Origin of the sequence: uncultured Psychroserpens sp. (assembly GCF_947494225.1) — a bacterium.
Classification (GTDB): domain Bacteria; phylum Bacteroidota; class Bacteroidia; order Flavobacteriales; family Flavobacteriaceae; genus Psychroserpens.
In genome coordinates this window covers 435,746-450,619 of the sequence record NZ_CANLUG010000001.1, presented here as the reverse complement: position 1 = coordinate 450,619, position 14,874 = coordinate 435,746, and the positions used below count along the sequence as shown (strand labels likewise).

At 34.4% G+C, this 14,874-nt stretch carries 12 protein-coding genes and 19 tRNA genes; 2 read left to right on the top strand and 29 right to left on the bottom strand.

Going from position 1 to position 14,874, the window contains the following annotated elements; translation table 11 throughout:
- Nucleotides 1–886: 886 nt before the first annotated feature.
- The 27 genes from Q0893_RS01980 to Q0893_RS01850 all read right to left on the bottom strand — a co-directional run bounded on the left by Q0893_RS01980 (nt 887) and on the right by Q0893_RS01850 (nt 8,938).
- Complete coding sequence (locus Q0893_RS01980; RefSeq protein ID WP_299272122.1) at nt 887–1,612, bottom strand: ATP-grasp domain-containing protein; 726 nt, start codon at nt 1,610–1,612, stop codon at nt 887–889.
- A gap of 29 nt (nt 1,613–1,641) precedes the next feature.
- Nucleotides 1,642–2,460, bottom strand: a complete 819-nt coding sequence (locus Q0893_RS01975; protein ID WP_299272119.1) for a RimK family alpha-L-glutamate ligase — start codon at nt 2,458–2,460, stop codon at nt 1,642–1,644.
- 99 nt (nt 2,461–2,559) lie between these two features.
- On the bottom strand, nt 2,560–3,555 hold the full coding sequence (locus Q0893_RS01970; RefSeq protein WP_299272116.1) for an RNA ligase family protein: 996 nt from the start codon (nt 3,553–3,555) through the stop codon (nt 2,560–2,562).
- A 26-nt stretch (nt 3,556–3,581) separates the two neighbouring features.
- Nucleotides 3,582–4,094 (bottom strand): alpha-ketoglutarate-dependent dioxygenase AlkB, encoded by a 513-nt coding sequence (locus Q0893_RS01965; RefSeq protein WP_298901229.1) that lies wholly within the window; start codon nt 4,092–4,094, stop codon nt 3,582–3,584.
- 114 nt (nt 4,095–4,208) lie between these two features.
- Nucleotides 4,209–4,694 (bottom strand): ribonuclease H-like YkuK family protein, encoded by a 486-nt coding sequence (locus Q0893_RS01960; RefSeq protein ID WP_298901230.1) that lies wholly within the window; start codon nt 4,692–4,694, stop codon nt 4,209–4,211.
- A 34-nt stretch (nt 4,695–4,728) separates the two neighbouring features.
- A tRNA-Phe gene (locus Q0893_RS01955) sits at nt 4,729–4,801 on the bottom strand.
- Between the two features lie 6 nt (nt 4,802–4,807).
- Nucleotides 4,808–4,880, bottom strand: a tRNA-His gene (locus Q0893_RS01950).
- Nucleotides 4,881–4,889: 9 nt separating this feature from the next.
- Nucleotides 4,890–4,962 (bottom strand) — tRNA-Ile (locus Q0893_RS01945).
- 5 nt (nt 4,963–4,967) lie between these two features.
- A tRNA-Gln gene (locus tag Q0893_RS01940) sits at nt 4,968–5,038 on the bottom strand.
- Nucleotides 5,039–5,043: 5 nt separating this feature from the next.
- Nucleotides 5,044–5,115, bottom strand: a tRNA-Arg gene (locus tag Q0893_RS01935).
- Between the two features lie 5 nt (nt 5,116–5,120).
- Nucleotides 5,121–5,194 (bottom strand) — tRNA-Leu (locus tag Q0893_RS01930).
- 5 nt (nt 5,195–5,199) lie between these two features.
- Nucleotides 5,200–5,273: transfer RNA gene (locus tag Q0893_RS01925), tRNA-Leu, on the bottom strand.
- Between the two features lie 5 nt (nt 5,274–5,278).
- Nucleotides 5,279–5,352: transfer RNA gene (locus tag Q0893_RS01920), tRNA-Met, on the bottom strand.
- A 5-nt stretch (nt 5,353–5,357) separates the two neighbouring features.
- Nucleotides 5,358–5,430, bottom strand: a tRNA-Val gene (locus Q0893_RS01915).
- A 5-nt stretch (nt 5,431–5,435) separates the two neighbouring features.
- Nucleotides 5,436–5,507: transfer RNA gene (locus Q0893_RS01910), tRNA-Glu, on the bottom strand.
- 101 nt (nt 5,508–5,608) lie between these two features.
- Nucleotides 5,609–5,680 (bottom strand) — tRNA-Asp (locus tag Q0893_RS01905).
- 199 nt (nt 5,681–5,879) lie between these two features.
- Nucleotides 5,880–5,951 (bottom strand) — tRNA-Gly (locus Q0893_RS01900).
- Between the two features lie 96 nt (nt 5,952–6,047).
- Nucleotides 6,048–6,120: transfer RNA gene (locus tag Q0893_RS01895), tRNA-Cys, on the bottom strand.
- Between the two features lie 5 nt (nt 6,121–6,125).
- A tRNA-Asn gene (locus Q0893_RS01890) sits at nt 6,126–6,197 on the bottom strand.
- A gap of 6 nt (nt 6,198–6,203) precedes the next feature.
- Nucleotides 6,204–6,276, bottom strand: a tRNA-Ala gene (locus Q0893_RS01885).
- Between the two features lie 9 nt (nt 6,277–6,285).
- Nucleotides 6,286–6,372: transfer RNA gene (locus Q0893_RS01880), tRNA-Ser, on the bottom strand.
- 127 nt (nt 6,373–6,499) lie between these two features.
- Nucleotides 6,500–6,571 (bottom strand) — tRNA-Pro (locus Q0893_RS01875).
- A gap of 5 nt (nt 6,572–6,576) precedes the next feature.
- Nucleotides 6,577–6,663, bottom strand: a tRNA-Ser gene (locus tag Q0893_RS01870).
- Between the two features lie 7 nt (nt 6,664–6,670).
- A tRNA-Lys gene (locus tag Q0893_RS01865) sits at nt 6,671–6,744 on the bottom strand.
- 710 nt (nt 6,745–7,454) lie between these two features.
- The gene (locus Q0893_RS01860) at nt 7,455–7,769 is read right to left on the bottom strand and encodes a hypothetical protein (protein ID WP_299272111.1); all 315 of its coding nucleotides are present in this window, start codon (nt 7,767–7,769) and stop codon (nt 7,455–7,457) included.
- Nucleotides 7,770–7,797: 28 nt separating this feature from the next.
- Nucleotides 7,798–8,355: a metallophosphoesterase gene (locus Q0893_RS01855; protein WP_298901232.1), complete on the bottom strand. Its 558-nt coding sequence runs from the start codon at nt 8,353–8,355 to the stop codon at nt 7,798–7,800.
- A 28-nt stretch (nt 8,356–8,383) separates the two neighbouring features.
- Nucleotides 8,384–8,938, bottom strand: a complete 555-nt coding sequence (locus Q0893_RS01850; RefSeq protein ID WP_299272107.1) for a hypothetical protein — start codon at nt 8,936–8,938, stop codon at nt 8,384–8,386.
- Between the two features lie 505 nt (nt 8,939–9,443).
- Here Q0893_RS01850 and Q0893_RS01845 point away from each other — a divergent pair.
- Complete coding sequence (locus Q0893_RS01845; RefSeq protein ID WP_298901234.1) at nt 9,444–11,747, top strand: CAP domain-containing protein; 2,304 nt, start codon at nt 9,444–9,446, stop codon at nt 11,745–11,747.
- Nucleotides 11,748–11,750: 3 nt separating this feature from the next.
- Nucleotides 11,751–13,475, top strand: coding sequence for a WYL domain-containing protein (locus Q0893_RS19570; protein ID WP_366915880.1), 1,725 nt, complete (start codon nt 11,751–11,753; stop codon nt 13,473–13,475).
- Between the two features lie 22 nt (nt 13,476–13,497).
- Here Q0893_RS19570 and Q0893_RS01830 read toward each other — a convergent pair whose 3' ends face one another.
- Nucleotides 13,498–13,794: a S26 family signal peptidase gene (locus tag Q0893_RS01830; protein WP_298901235.1), complete on the bottom strand. Its 297-nt coding sequence runs from the start codon at nt 13,792–13,794 to the stop codon at nt 13,498–13,500.
- 100 nt (nt 13,795–13,894) lie between these two features.
- Nucleotides 13,895–14,806 carry an ABC transporter ATP-binding protein gene (locus Q0893_RS01825; RefSeq protein ID WP_298901236.1) on the bottom strand — a complete coding sequence of 304 codons (912 nt, stop codon included), beginning with the start codon at nt 14,804–14,806 and terminating at the stop codon, nt 13,895–13,897.
- Nucleotides 14,807–14,874 lie beyond the last annotated feature (68 nt).

Sequence of the window (14,874 nt, the reverse complement as noted above, 5' to 3'; positions counted from 1 at the left end):
CGGCAACTTAGACTTGGCTTGCATAGTGGCTTATTGCCACGCTTTGCAATTACGAGGGTTGGCTCCCTCACCATTCGTAGGCGTCCTCTCTTGAGGCGGCCTACTAGAATGTTCACCGCACGACAAAGGTTTGCGACCTTCATCGCCCCATATATTGCAATGGGTTTAGGCAACTACTAGCTGCTACAATGTTCGAAGTCTTTTGCGTTTACGATATGGGAAAAACCCAACCTCTGTATGTGAAATAACAGCGTTCTATAATTGAACTATATCTTTTGACCTAGGAGAAGGGCTTCGAAAATGGCTTCGTAGATTTTAGCCTACAAAATACCAACCTTCTCCTTGTGTACTTCCCAGTACACGATATGTTAAGCTACCGAACCGTTTCCAATCGGGTAACTCTAATATTGCAATACGCTCCGTTCGGTTGGATGACCTATACGTAACCTATTACTACAACTTTTCCTATTGATGTCTCCATCGCAAGCCTATCAAGTGTCGGCTACAAACCCTCTTTTACTTCAGCGGTTGCCCCTTGCAAAAAGTGGTTTGTGTTAGTTGCTTGCTTACCTGTACTATTTTCAAAAGAAAACAGTCTCCATTCACAGTGCCTGTAAATAGATTTATCCTTGTTGCCAAGTTTATCTAAGGACGATAAGCCGCCCTATCAAGCGATAATCGAGATTAACGCATGATGATTTTTTTATAATTGAAGCTCTAATCTGAGCTTCATTTTTATTTCAATGAACTTTTTTATTAAGCTCCACCAGAATCCCTCGGTCTGGTGGAGCACTACTACCAAAGTCTAACTAACAAGACTTCTTTATGATTACACTGCAAATGTTTAACCCTATTGCGCAATCATTTTGCGTAGTAAAAAAATAGTTTAATTTTCACAACTTTTTATAATGACATCTAGGACTTTTTCTGGGTCACAAGCGTAAATTCCTGAGCTGTATACAGGGTTTGCTTCAATTATGGCCCATCCTAAATCTTTAATGTATCCAAAGTCTACAACAATGGCTTCTGGAAGTTTTACGTCTGAGTCATTTAAAAATGCGCTTGTAAACTTTTCAAAACCATCCTTGTCTTTCGGAATATTAGAATCAATAAAATAGCGTCCATTTTTAAGATATGTTGAATAGGTTTGTATGGTGTTATTTAGAACAAATGTTCTAACCTCACAATCCCATTCTACAACATTACTTGTATATACATATTGATCTTTATCTAAGCTATGATATCCATTAATAGCTTCTTTAGTTTCGTACACACCAGCTTTAAAATATTTTGTATCTACTGGTTTAATGAAACTTTCATTTATTGAAACATCTTTCAATCTTTGGTGAACTACCGTTCGTTTTAAATACTTATTAGGAACACGAGCCAACCAATTTCCTTCTACATTAGATAAATGGAAACCACATTGGTGTGCGACATGTGTTGTAAAAAAATCTTCACCATAAACACCTACTATGTTTTTGCGCTCATTAAAAGGAACATTCCATTTTATGCAACGCAAACTTTTTAAATCTCTACTATATGTTGCCTGATTTATTAAGTTAGAATCTGTGCTATAAATAGGCGATAATGCTATGTGTTTTGTTCTCATTTTATTTTTTAATTACCATATAATTAAAACTAAGAAAGCTTCTTCCTTAATGAATTTGCTAACTCGTTTTTCAATTCGCTACGAAAACCTGAAAGCCCAGGAATATCGTTATACTCTACAATGTGTAGTTCTCCATTTTCGTCCTCAAGAATGTCAATAGCTAGAATATCTGCTTTAAGTTCTTTTTGTAGCATTAATAGCTTATTTGATATTCCTTTTAAAGGCTCTATTTCAGTAAAGTCAGTTGTCTCAATATTAGCTTTCCAATATTTTCCTTTTCTAGACATTGCCCAGACTTTGTCATTAATAACGATATATCTAATGTCTCTTTTATAATTAATATAAGGTTCTGTAGTAACGTAAGTTTCAGACACAAAAAGTAAATCTCTAATATCTTGCCATTGGCTCTCATTTTGTATTAATACCTTTCCATATCCTCCATGATAATTTCCAACTTTAACAACAAAAGGAAACTCCATCGTTATGTTTTTTAAATACGAAGATGCCGTAACTACGTTAAAGTCTATTATTGGTAACCCCATTTTTTTAATCATAAAAAGCATGGACAATCTATCAAAACCTTTTTTTAAGGTTTCCGACGAATTCACGCAAGGAATACCGGCTAACTCTATTAAATTTAGAGCTGTCGTCTGTATTTCCGATGGGCGAATAGCTCCTACTCGCCAAAGAATCCCATCGGGTTCAATGACACTTTCAGAATCGGCTACAAACAACCTATTGTTCTTTAATATCCATGAGGTGTTTTGAATAAACTTTTGTACTACTTTAAACTCAGGTAAAAAGTCTTGCCAATAAGTTTCTCCATTTATAACTAATATTGTTTTCATTCTACTACTTGTTATAACCTGAGCAGTATTCAACAAAGTACTGCTCAGGTTTAATTACTATTCTTTTGATTAACTGAATTCTACGAAAACCACTAATCTTTAATACAACTGCAATAATTCTTGTCTTACAAGCTTTGCTGAGTATTGATTCAGCTGTTTTGTTAATCGTTTTTGTTCTGATTTCTCAAGAGTTTTATATTGAATTTTAAACGCTTTTAAGAAATCTTCAAAAGCATCTTTAGATAGCAAACCAATAAGTTTACCAATTTGGATACTATCCAAATTACTTTCTTTACTCATTACATTTGCCAAACGATTAGGGTTGACATAGCGTTCTAATTCAGACAGTAAAATATGTGCCTCTTTTGACAACTCAATCTGTACTGAATGTTTTGAATTAGCTTTGCTTTTTTCGCTCCATTTCGCATTTTTATTCTTAATAATAACACGACTTCCGTTTGGTAAAAAATGTGGCTCTATAGGTTTAATAACTACACCTTCACAGATATTATCTGAGATTTCGGGTAGCTTTAACCATTCAGGAATTTTACTGTCAAAGGCATTAGGATAATCCAGCACCTCTTTTAGTGTTCCTCTGCAAAGTGTTTTTGCATAGAAGAAACCGTGGGTTTCTAATAGTTGATTAACCTCAATGACGTTGAGATAAAACTCCTGATTGATCATAATATCAAATGCATAGAACTCATTATAAGGTGCGTAAAACACTCCTTTCTGAACCTTAAATGCTCCTCTAACTTGCTCTACATCTGGATAGCTACCGCCAAATAGCTCACCAAAAACAGTTATACTTTCTGTATTTGGGTATTTGATTTTTACAGCTTCAAAGAGAGCTAACATTTTTTCATAGTATAGCGACTTGATTGAAGCATGGTTGTAAAACGTATCAGTATCTTCTAGAATACTAGTGCGTTTTGCAGACCTTAAATCCTTCCCGTTGGTGATTAGACTAAAATTAGCACCATGTACTTTTTCTTGCACCACAAAATCATTACTGTTTGCGGTAGCTATAGCCACACGCTCAATAAATTCTTTGCGGTATGCATTCTCGATTGAATTATATTTTTTAAACATCATAATTTTATGGTTTTAAGGGTTAATAATTATTTTAATTTTCTAAACGTTAAACTTATTCTTCCGTTTTCAGTATTAGCTTTTGTTATGGCATGTTGCCATATATTTTGGATCTCATTATTCACGTAAATCAATGAACCAGGTATAAGATTAAAGTCTACAGTCATACTTCTATCTTCGATATTTCTGAAGCAAAGTGTTCTTGTTTCTCCAATAGAGATAATTGCTACGCCTGTGTTTTCTTCAAGTATATCTATCTGGTCAGAATGAAACCCCATTCTTGAACTTCCATTTTCATAATAATTGATTAAGCAGTTATTAGATCTATAACCAACTAATGCTTCAATAGAATCCCTAATTTCTTCTAGTTCTTCTGTGAATTCCTGAAAAAGATATTCCATCTGAGCGTAATTGTAAGGCCTACCAAAACTTGCTGTTTTTCTATTAGCCATACGCGTATCCCATATGGTATTACTTATTAAGGTTTCAAATAATAAAGCATGATTGCTTAAAAAGTTTTCTATGTAAACTATTCCTTCCATGATTGTATTAAACGGCTTCATCTCATTTTAAGAGTTCTGCCAGGTTCTAGGCTAATTAAAACCCAGCAGAATCCCTTATAAAAAGAATAGGAATCTATTCTAGAGTGAAGTATTTTAAACCACTTTATCTGCGCAAGATGAACTTGCAAAAGCATGTGGTTTTGCTTTAAAAACAAAGCCCATTCCAAGAATGTAACCCATAGCATCTTTTAGGGCTACGTTAGATTGAAATTTTGGATCTGTATTGATATCGGCATGAACCTCTAAAGCAACATCGTATTTATCTAGAATATCACAAATAGTATAAGCGACTTCTACAGACATTGTTACTTCCTTGAGCATTCGTTCTTTAATACCAATGTGTTTTGTGCCTTTGTAATTTCTCATAAACATGAATCCACCTTTTCCTTCACGTAAAACCACAATAACAGTAGCATACTCAATATGAGATTTATAGGCTTGAGAATCTGAACCTACACAAACCTTTAAGCGATATCCAGCATTTTGCTCTTTCACAATGGCGCTTTCAATCAATTCTGTAATAGGTTGATTGTAGATTTTCCCACTAAAATTTCTCCATTTTTGTTGTACGATTTTCATTGGTCTTCATAGTTTAAATTAATAACAATTACTGCGGAACAAACTGGATTTGAACCAGTATCTTCTGGGCTTCAACCAGACGCATAGACCTACTTTGCTATTGTTCCTTTTTAGGGTGATTCCGAGATTCGAACTCTGTTCTCCTCATTCACAGTGAGGTACTTTACCACATAAGCTAAAACCACCATATTTTAGTTCTGATAAAAGGATTTGAACCTTTATCCACAAACGTATCAGGTTTGTACTTTACCAGTTAAGCTATATCAGAATATGTTAACCTGACAGGATTCGAACCTGTACCGGAAGATTCAAAATCTTCCATGCTGCCGTTACACCACAAGTTAATTTGTAGGTTTAATAGGATTCGAACCCATACCACAAGGGTCGAAACCTTGCATGCTATCCATTACACCATAAACCTAATTGTACTTCGCCTTGGATTCGAACCAAGAAATCACAGCGCTTAAAACTGATGCCTTTTCCAGTTTGGCCAGCGAAGCATAAGTACAGGAAGAGAGACTCGAACTCTCAAAATCTTGTTTCTAAAACAAGAGTGTATGCCAATTCCACCATTCCTGCAGTTGTTGAGATGTCAGGAATCGAACCTGAATCCTTCGCCTTATGAGAGCGATGCTCTACCAGATTAAGCTGCATCTCAATATGTTGAGGTAATGGGATTCGAACCTATGACTTTCACGATGTAAGCGTGATGCTCTAACCACTGAGCTATACCTCAATTTGTACTCTATAAGGGAATCGAACCCTTGTCTTCCGGTAGAAAGCCGTTTGCACTAACCACTATGCTAATAGAGCATGTTTTTCTTTTATGGCGTTACCCTAAAGGGTCAGGTTTTCGGTAGTCGCTCTCTGCGAGGAGCTTCAACAATACCTCAATCCTTAACGCGGTTGTTTAGCGGTTCATACGAGAATCGAACTCGTGTCTCCCGAGAGACAGTCGGGAAGGATAGCCATTACCCCAATGAACCATATTGTACATCTACTAGGATTAGTTCGTATCATACATATTGTTATAAATATGTACTCATGAACGCTTCGCGTTTCGAACCAAAGAACCTAAAGATTAGAAATGCGCAGCATTCACGAACACCTTCATTTAAAATAAAAATGGGTGAGCTAAATCTTTAGTGCTATCCCTTACATCATAGATGTGTGTTATTAATTATGAGCATCTATCGAGACTCGAACTCGAAACTATAGATTGGAAGTCTACTATGTTGCCAATTACACCATAGATGCTTATTGTGGGAATCATAGGATTCGAACCTATTTAGCTTTAGCACCAGTTTTACAGACTGGCTCAACTCTCCAACGTTGACGCATTCCCGTATTTTGAGACAAGGATGAGGATCGAACTCATAAAAATTGGTGTTGCAGACCAACGCCTTAGCCATTCAGCCACCTTGTCTTTTGCGATACCGATAGGATTCGAACCTATAACCTGATGGTTAACAACCAACTGCTCTGCCTTTGAGCTACGATATCATTTTGTGGAGCTACGGAGACTTGCACTCCATTCTGCGAATTGCAAATCCACTGTTTTGGCTTGTTAAACTATAACCCCATTATGTTGCGGAGAGTAAAGGAATTGAACCTTCACCGCGATATTGCGGACTTGTTTAGCAGACAAGCGCAACAAACCAATATTTGCCTACCCTCCAAAATATTTTTCAAGAGCATTTTTAATTTTATTATAAATACTCATGTTTTTAATGGTGCATTTCCATGCGCCATCTGGCACGTTCACTAAAAATGTCTACTAGACATTTTCTTAACGTTCCGTCCTGTCTAAGAGACAGGATTCGAACCTGCAACCTCTCACTTCCAAAGCGAGTAAACAGCCATTGTTATTCTCCTAGTTTTGCGGAAGGAGTGGGAGTCGAACCCACACGAGTCGTAATCTCCGAACACTTTTCAAGAGTGTGGCCACCGCCTATTGGCTTGTCCTTCCTGGTTTGTTGACGCAGTGAGAGTCGAACTCACATCATCTCGATTAAAAGTCGAGTGCTTTAGCCAGTTAAGCTACGCGTCAGTATTATTTAATTTCGGTTTACACCATAAAAAAAGCACCTCTTTTTAAGGAAGGTGCTTTTCTTAAATCTATAGATACATCAACTCATGGATCTATAACCTTCCTATTAAATACTATTGATCTGGCATCGCCGCCACTACGTAAGACTTCCATCTGCTTCGGTTCGAGCAGCCAGATCATTTCTTGATATATATGTTTTAAATAATTTCGCATTATTATCTTGTTTGTTTTGATGTTGCAAATATGAAACCAATTTTTGAATTTCACAAGAAAAATTTCAATTTAATTTATTGATAATCAATATGTTACGTTTATTTTGGACAAAGAAATTCCTGTCCGTTTTTTAACGAATATTCAACATGTTGTACAATAGTCTGTCTCCCAATTGTTTCACTGTTTTAAGCGTCTATTTTTGTCTTTTTACTTTTCGATAATTACTTTTAAAAAAAATTAAAAAAAGCGCCCAACTTTTAGGTTGGGCGCTTGCTATTCTAATATTAACTGTGTTTAAATCACAATGTTCTCTTTAAAATATGCATGAAACGCCCTCGAAGATGATTGAGTTCAATGACCATCCATCTATAATCGCATCCACTAAAATGCGATATCGGTTGTTTATGTATTAATTGTTTTACCATTCTATTATTATTTACCATGCAAAGATTATGTGTTAATACGCATTGTTTTTGCGTAGTAAATTATTTTTTTAATTATTTGGATGCGTACATTTTGTCTCTCCTGTCTATTTCGCCTAAGGGGCTTCCTTTGAAAGTTAAAATGTTTACGAACCCATTTTGTTTGGTGATTAAAGAGTCTTGTTCTTTAACGGCTCCAATACTTTTGTTGCCATAGTCTCCAGTAAACTTATTAGTCGCTGGATCAACATCTCCCCAAAGAATATTTGGTTTTCCGCTATCTATAGGTTCAACAAAATAGGTGATTCCTGTAACTTTAGAACTCACGATGAAACGACCAGTCTTATCTGTTCCTGTAAGAAATCGTTTCATTAATTCTTGACGTGTCATAACTCTTAATTTTTAATATTACTCGTTTTTAAAATGGTGGCTCCCACGTTTTTTTACTCATAATCTGCTTCACTTCTTCATAACTTATCGGATAAAAATCATGACAATCTACGCCAACATCGAAACTATTCATTGTTGGATCGTCGGGTAAACTACCATGTGAATGACCGTAAAGATGCCATGTGCCTCTGAAACTAGATCTCCAAACTCGCATTGCATAGTGCAAGAGCATGATTTTCTGCTTGCCATTTGGGGCATCGGAATCATTGACATTGAGTTCGAAATAATCTTTTATCCATTCAAATCTATTTGGGTTTGCCAAAGCAGCACCTTCATGATTGCCTCGAATTAAAAAGATATGTCCGTTTAACTCTTGTAAAATGTCCCGCATACGCTCGGCTTTACAGAGTCCGAAATCGCCTAAATGATAGACTTTATCATGTTTATTTACACGGCTATTCCAGCGTTTTATGAGTTCCTGGTCCATGTCTTCTACACTACCAAATGGACGATTGGTGAATTTTATAATATTCTCATGACCAAAATGATGATCTGAAGTGAAATATATGTTTCTTGTTTTATTCATGTTTTCTAATATGTTTTACAAATGATATTTAATCATTTTTGTTATTTTTTTTCGACTTCTTTTTATTCTTTTTTTTCTTTTTTGAAGTCTTCTTTTTCTTTGGTTTTATTTTGTTCTTGACCCTCGTTATTTCAGAATCTATGAACGAAATAAAACTGTTGTTGTAAACAAACAACTTCGATTTTTTAAAAGTTTTTAATGCCTTTTTATATGCGCCTTGGCATTCAAAAAGTTGAGCCTGTAATACCATAAGCTCTCCTTTTTGAATTGACCTTACAGTAGTTGCAAAATCAATTAGTTTTTGTGCTTCGTCAAAATCATGATTCCAAATTAAAACCAAAATGTATTTTGGATATACTTTTGCAAAATCCATCTTGCTAGCAAGCGCTTCTGCAAAGTAGTATTTGGCCTTTTCATAATCTCCAAGTTGCTCTGCTTGTAAACGACCCATGAGATATAATGCATAAGCGTTATCGCTCTCATAAGACAAAGCATAATTTAGATTTTCTACCGTTTCTTCTAAATCGTATGGATATGCATCTATTGCTTTTAACACGTAGTTGCTTAACAAATTCGTGTCCATTGTTTTTTATTTTAATAATTTGTTTGGTGCGAAAACATTCGCTTTAGCCCATAATTTGAGCTTTATATTTTAACTGTTTGGAGGAGGTTTAGCAGATCTGCTATAGACTGAAAACAAAAAATCCGAAACAGTTAAACAAGTGCTTCGGATTTTTCATTGTGTTTGAAAATGTATATTAACTATACGCTCGAAGCATCACAGAAAGGGCTTTTCCCTCTGGATTTCCTGAAATAGGTATGAATAAATACATAGCTTCGTGTTTTAGTTAATATTAATTTTTTGCCTGAATTGTTTAATTCGCTGTTGCAAATATTTAGATTTATTTTTCAATTTTCAAAATTTATTTTTTCATTTTCTGAAAATTTCCAGCCTTAATACATAGTATTAACTTTTTTTGAAAAAACAAAATCTGAATTCAAGTTTTTCGTTTTTTACTTGAATTTCATCACTACGCAGTATAATTGCGTATATTTAATTTTGCTATGATAATCATGCTAGACAGCATATGAAATTTAAGTTTTTTCTTTTTATTATTCTTGCCATAAGTTTTCAAAAATTGGACGCTCAAATTAGTATTGCGGATGAAGAAAAATTAGCAATATTTTTATTAGAGCACATCAACAAATTGAGAATAGAAAAAGGTAAGCAAGCTCTAAAAAGGCATGAAGATTTAGCCAAAGCGGCAAAGATACATTCTACCTACATTTCAAAGCGAAATAAGCTCACGCACATTCAAATTAAAACGGCTCTGCCGCAACCAAAAGACAGGGTAGAAAAATTTAATACATCTTTCGCGAATATAGGAGAGAACATTTTGTATTCAAAAACGATTAAAACACCACTATCTTCAACTGGTTTAAAGCGATTAGCTTTTGATATGTTTCGTTCTTGGAAAAACTCGCCTGGTCATTATGCGAATTTGATTTCAGATAGTTTTACGTATGGTGATTTTGGATTTACTTATAACGCAAAATCGAAACGTGTATTTGCTGTTCAGGTCTTTGGTAAAAAAGGACATGTGATAGACGGACAATTATCTAAAAATGCTTTTGGTATACAGCCAAGAGATGTGTCTTGCCATTATTTAATAGGCAACAAAGGCAATATTGTTGTTAATATGGGTAATGCGATATCTATCGTTGACGATGAGGTTATCTTGTCTCACCACAATCTTGAAACGATGCATGAAATATTTGAAAGTGTAAAGGATGGTTTGGCTATTGATTTGGTAGCGAGGGATCAATTGCAATGTGGTGAAGAGAATAGATTAGACGTTTCAAATATTTATGAAGGCACTTTGCTTGAACCCAAATATAGAGATGATATTTTCGGGAGTAATACTGCACAAAACCCTAAACGACTTATTGTGTCGTTGGGAAAAATCCCGGAGCATCTTAAAAATAAAGATTTAAGCCCTAATTTGATTTTAATAAAAGATGGGAAGAAATGCAGTTATGCAGTGCCTTCAAATATTCCTAGTAGAAGATATGATCTTAGACCTGTGGATCCTGAAATTTTAATCCCAGACGAGACTTTAAAAACCGAAGGAGTTCATGGGATTTATGAAGTGAGTTTTGATTTTAAAACTGGAAAAACGATACCAATAATCAACCCCGAAATTCAATTAGAAGGTCGTAAGGTTCATTCTATCGATATCAAAAGTTTCACTTCGGTTGATGGTAATTCGGCAACAAACAACGTATTACACAGTAAACGTGCGAGTTACATTAGAGATTTTTTAAATAAAAATTTAGAGTTAAGCGAGATTCCCATTACTATTAACGCTAAAGAAAATTGGGATTTGTGCTTTTATCATTTAGAACTTTTAGGTTTGGACCGAACCTTAGGGCGAAACAAAGAAGCGATTAGAGCCTACATTCTCAATAATTTGGATGATAAATGGGAGGAATCTCTTAGCTTACAACGACAATCAAAAGCTATTATATATACCATTGGAAGTTGGAGTGAAGCAGATAACCTTCACTTAAACAACAACCTAACCAATGCACTCTTAAATAAAAACTATGATTTGGCAAATCAAGCGCTAGCCGAAATGTATTTTTCGGGAAAAGATGACCTTTTTTTAAATGAAGAATTCATACGAGATAAATTATTTGACAAGCCAGAATTGGTTCAAAACGTAGCGGCTTTATTGTTGAAAAACATCAGTTATTATGCTACTGACAATATCGTATTTTTTGTTCGAAACTGGTTATCGAAACCTGATTTGCTTTCAGAGGAAGCTCAAAAAAACCTTTTGAACCTTTATACTATTACGTCTAGAGAACTTCTTAGAAAATGGGACAGTAGTGTAGAAGATTTTTCTAAGGTTTTGCATCCTGAGAAAGTAGAACCCCTTTTCGAGAATTACAAAAACAAAGATAAAGTAAGCCCGTTGTTTCTTAATTTTCATATGTCTAGTATCGAATACTTTGGTCAAATCAATTTCAGTCCTAAAATAAATGAATCGTTCGAGTTTATCACAAACTACTTTAAAAGCGCTGCTAAAAGTGTTAAAGATGATACAGATTTAAGCCTGTTTTTTAATAGTTGGAGTATGTATACGATGACTGTAGATCGTTTAATGGAGCGGTTTGATATTGGAAAAATGGATGAGAATTCGGCCTTTGTCTTAGCAAAAACTTTTGTAGCAAAGACTAAAGACTATGATCCCGAAATTTTGCTAAACATCCACAAACTGTCCATATCATTTAATAAAGATAGATGGTGCAAATGGATTAATAAGGACTTTCAGAATTTACGCGATGACGGCGTTAAAAATTTATTTTGTAAAACTTGTAATAACTAAACAATGGCAGTTAACAAAAATGCTCTAATACGATATAAAACAATTGATAGATGTCTTCAAAACAACTTTAGGCAATGGACACTCAATGATCTAATTGATGCTTGTTCTGATGCTTTGTATGAATATGAAGGTAAGGATGTTGATGTAAGTAAGCGAACAGTTCAGTTAGATATACAAATGATGCGAAGTGATAAACTAGGTTACAATGCACCAATTGTAGTTTATGATCGAAAGTTTTACAAGTATGAAGATGTCAATTATAGCATTACCAATAGTCCAATTTCTAATCAAGATTTAACTAAATTATCTGAGGCGGTATCATTTTTAAAACAATTTCAAGGATTTTCTCATTTTGCCGAGTTAGGTAGCATGGTTCAGAAGTTAGAAGATCATGTTTACACACAACAAACACATGAGAAGTCATTGATAGATTTTGAAAAGAATGACAACCTAAAAGGGTTAGAGTTTTTAGATCAGCTCTATCAGTTTATTTTAAAAAAACATGCGATAGAAATGACCTATCAATCGTTTAAAGCCCGACAAGAAAGTACCTTTACGTTTCATCCATATTTACTAAAAGAGTTTAGAAACCGATGGTTTGTGATAGGAAAAAGAAGGTCATCAGAAGGGATTATGAATCTAGCCTTAGATCGAATCGTTTCCATAGAGAAAAGCCCACAAACATTTAAAATCGATAAAGACTTTGATTCTGAAACCTATTACAATCATGCTATAGGTGTGTCTATTAGTCCTAACTTAGAGCCAGAGCACGTCTTGTTATATGTAAATCACAAACAAGCCCCTTATGTGCTTACAAAGCCATTTCACCATTCGCAAAACGTAGTAAGCCGAGATAACTATGGTGTTACGATTTCTTTAGATGTTCAATTAAATTTTGAATTAGAAAAAGAAATTTTAGGATTAGGAGAGGGTATAAAAGTAATTTCGCCAGAGCGTTTAAAGCGAAATATAAAAACTAGATTATATGATGCTGTAGATGCTTATGAAACGGAAATTGATGACAAAAATTTACGCACTTTATCAAAGCGGTTGGAGTATAAGGGTTTTGGAATTTTAAATCATGTCTACTCTAAACGTGATGTGAGAAAACTTAAAACAAAATTAGATGCTTATATAAAACAGCATCATGACGAAAAGGTTTTTGGCATGCGAGAAGTACTTTTAAAAATGCCAGAACTTAAAGCTATTTTGTTTAATAAAAATTTCAGAAAACTTGTAAGATCTATAGATAAAGATGCGTTCTTAACTAAAGCGATATACTTCGATAAGACCCCTAAAGATAATTGGTTTGTAAGCTGGCATCAAGATATTCCAATTAACGTTTCAGAAAAAAAGGAACTAAAAGGATTTGATTCTTGGACCAATAAAAAAGGTGTTATTAGCGTTCGGCCACCAGAGGAAATTTCTAAAAACACGTTCTCAATGCGAATTCATTTGGATGACACAACATTTAAAAATGGTGCTTTAAAGGTTATTCCTGGATCTCATAAAAAGCGACTAAGTAGTGAAGATATTAAGTTGATTACCACAAATTCTATCCCATTTATTAGTGAAGTTGGTTCTGGAGGTGTACAGTTATTAAAGCCCTTATTGCTTCATGCATCTTCTGAATCTAAAATTCAGCGACGCCGACGCGTACTTCATTTAGAGTTCTCATCAATAGAGTTACAACATGGGTTAAGGTATTCAGAAAAGGAACAGTTGTAAAATTATTTTAAATAGAAAATGTCTATGACATTGGTAATATTTCTATCACTTTTCCATAAACATGTTTTGTCCATCCGTTAATTCTCCCGCGATTATTTCCAATTAATAATCCGCGTTTGCTGTTTTTGCCTTTCACAATATGTGTAAAACAATATCCTCTAACTTTACAATAAACAATATCACCTACGTCACAGTTTTCCCAAGTTATAGGAATGAGCTTTACAGGCTGTTTAGATTTTAGAAGAGGTAACATAGAATTACCAGGTTCTTTTGAAATGATGGTTTCACCATTTTGAAGTTTTTGAATTTTCCAATTCATAATTTTAAATTTTAAAAGTTATATAAGTCAATATTGACGTATATATCCTCCAAAATTTCACAAAAGAACATTCAATGAACTAGAACAAATATATAGTAAATTATTTAACCTGTTTTAAAAACACAATGCTTTGGCTCTTAAGCGCAGTAGTATGTTCGAAAAAAAGAGTGTTGTTATCTGTTTCAGCTTCAATTAAATAATAATGACCTTTAAAGTAGCTTTTGGAAACGGTTACTTTGAGTCCAGATGTTTTGGTTATTTGAAGTTGATGTGCATAGACAATTGTATTATTTATACGATTAAACTCCCCAAAAAATGAAGCTATCAAGGCTGTTTTTGGCTGGTGATACAGATGTTCAGGTGTATCTATGGCTTCAATTTTATTGTCGTGTAAAACAATCATAGTATCTGCAAAACCAAGTACATCATCCTTGTCATGAGTTGCGAGAATGCAACTAATATTTTTACGTTTTAGGTATTTAAAAATACGTCGTCTTAGAGATTGTTTTTTAAAATTATCGATATGGCTAAAAGGCTCATCGAGTAAAACAATTTCAGGTTGTCTTGCCAAAGCTCTTGCCAGAGCAACACGCTGTTTTTGTCCACCCGAAAGTGCTTTAACCTTTGTTTTTGCGAATGCTGAAAGTTCAACAACTTCAAGAAGTTCTGCTGTACGTTCTTTTTTTTCTTCAGGAAAAAAGTTAGATAGAAATTTTCCAATGTTCTCTTCTACTGAAGTATAAGGCATGAGATCAAATTCTTGAGTCACATACTTCATGAAATCATATCCAATAACGAGGTTGTATTTTGGTCCGAGAATTTCGGTGTCTTTCCAGTAGATATTTCCGAAGTTTAGATCGTACTCACCATACAATAGTTTTAATAAGGTACTTTTTCCTGATCCGCTTTCACCTATAATGGCAAGATGCTCTCCTTGTTCTACTTTAAAAGTGAGGTCTTTTAGAACAGGCGTTTTATGGTATGAAAAAGTGAGGTTTTTTACGCTTAGCATATGATGCAAAAATACTACAAAAAAAGTCGCTCGATACATGAGCGACTTTTATATAAGATTGTGAAAAA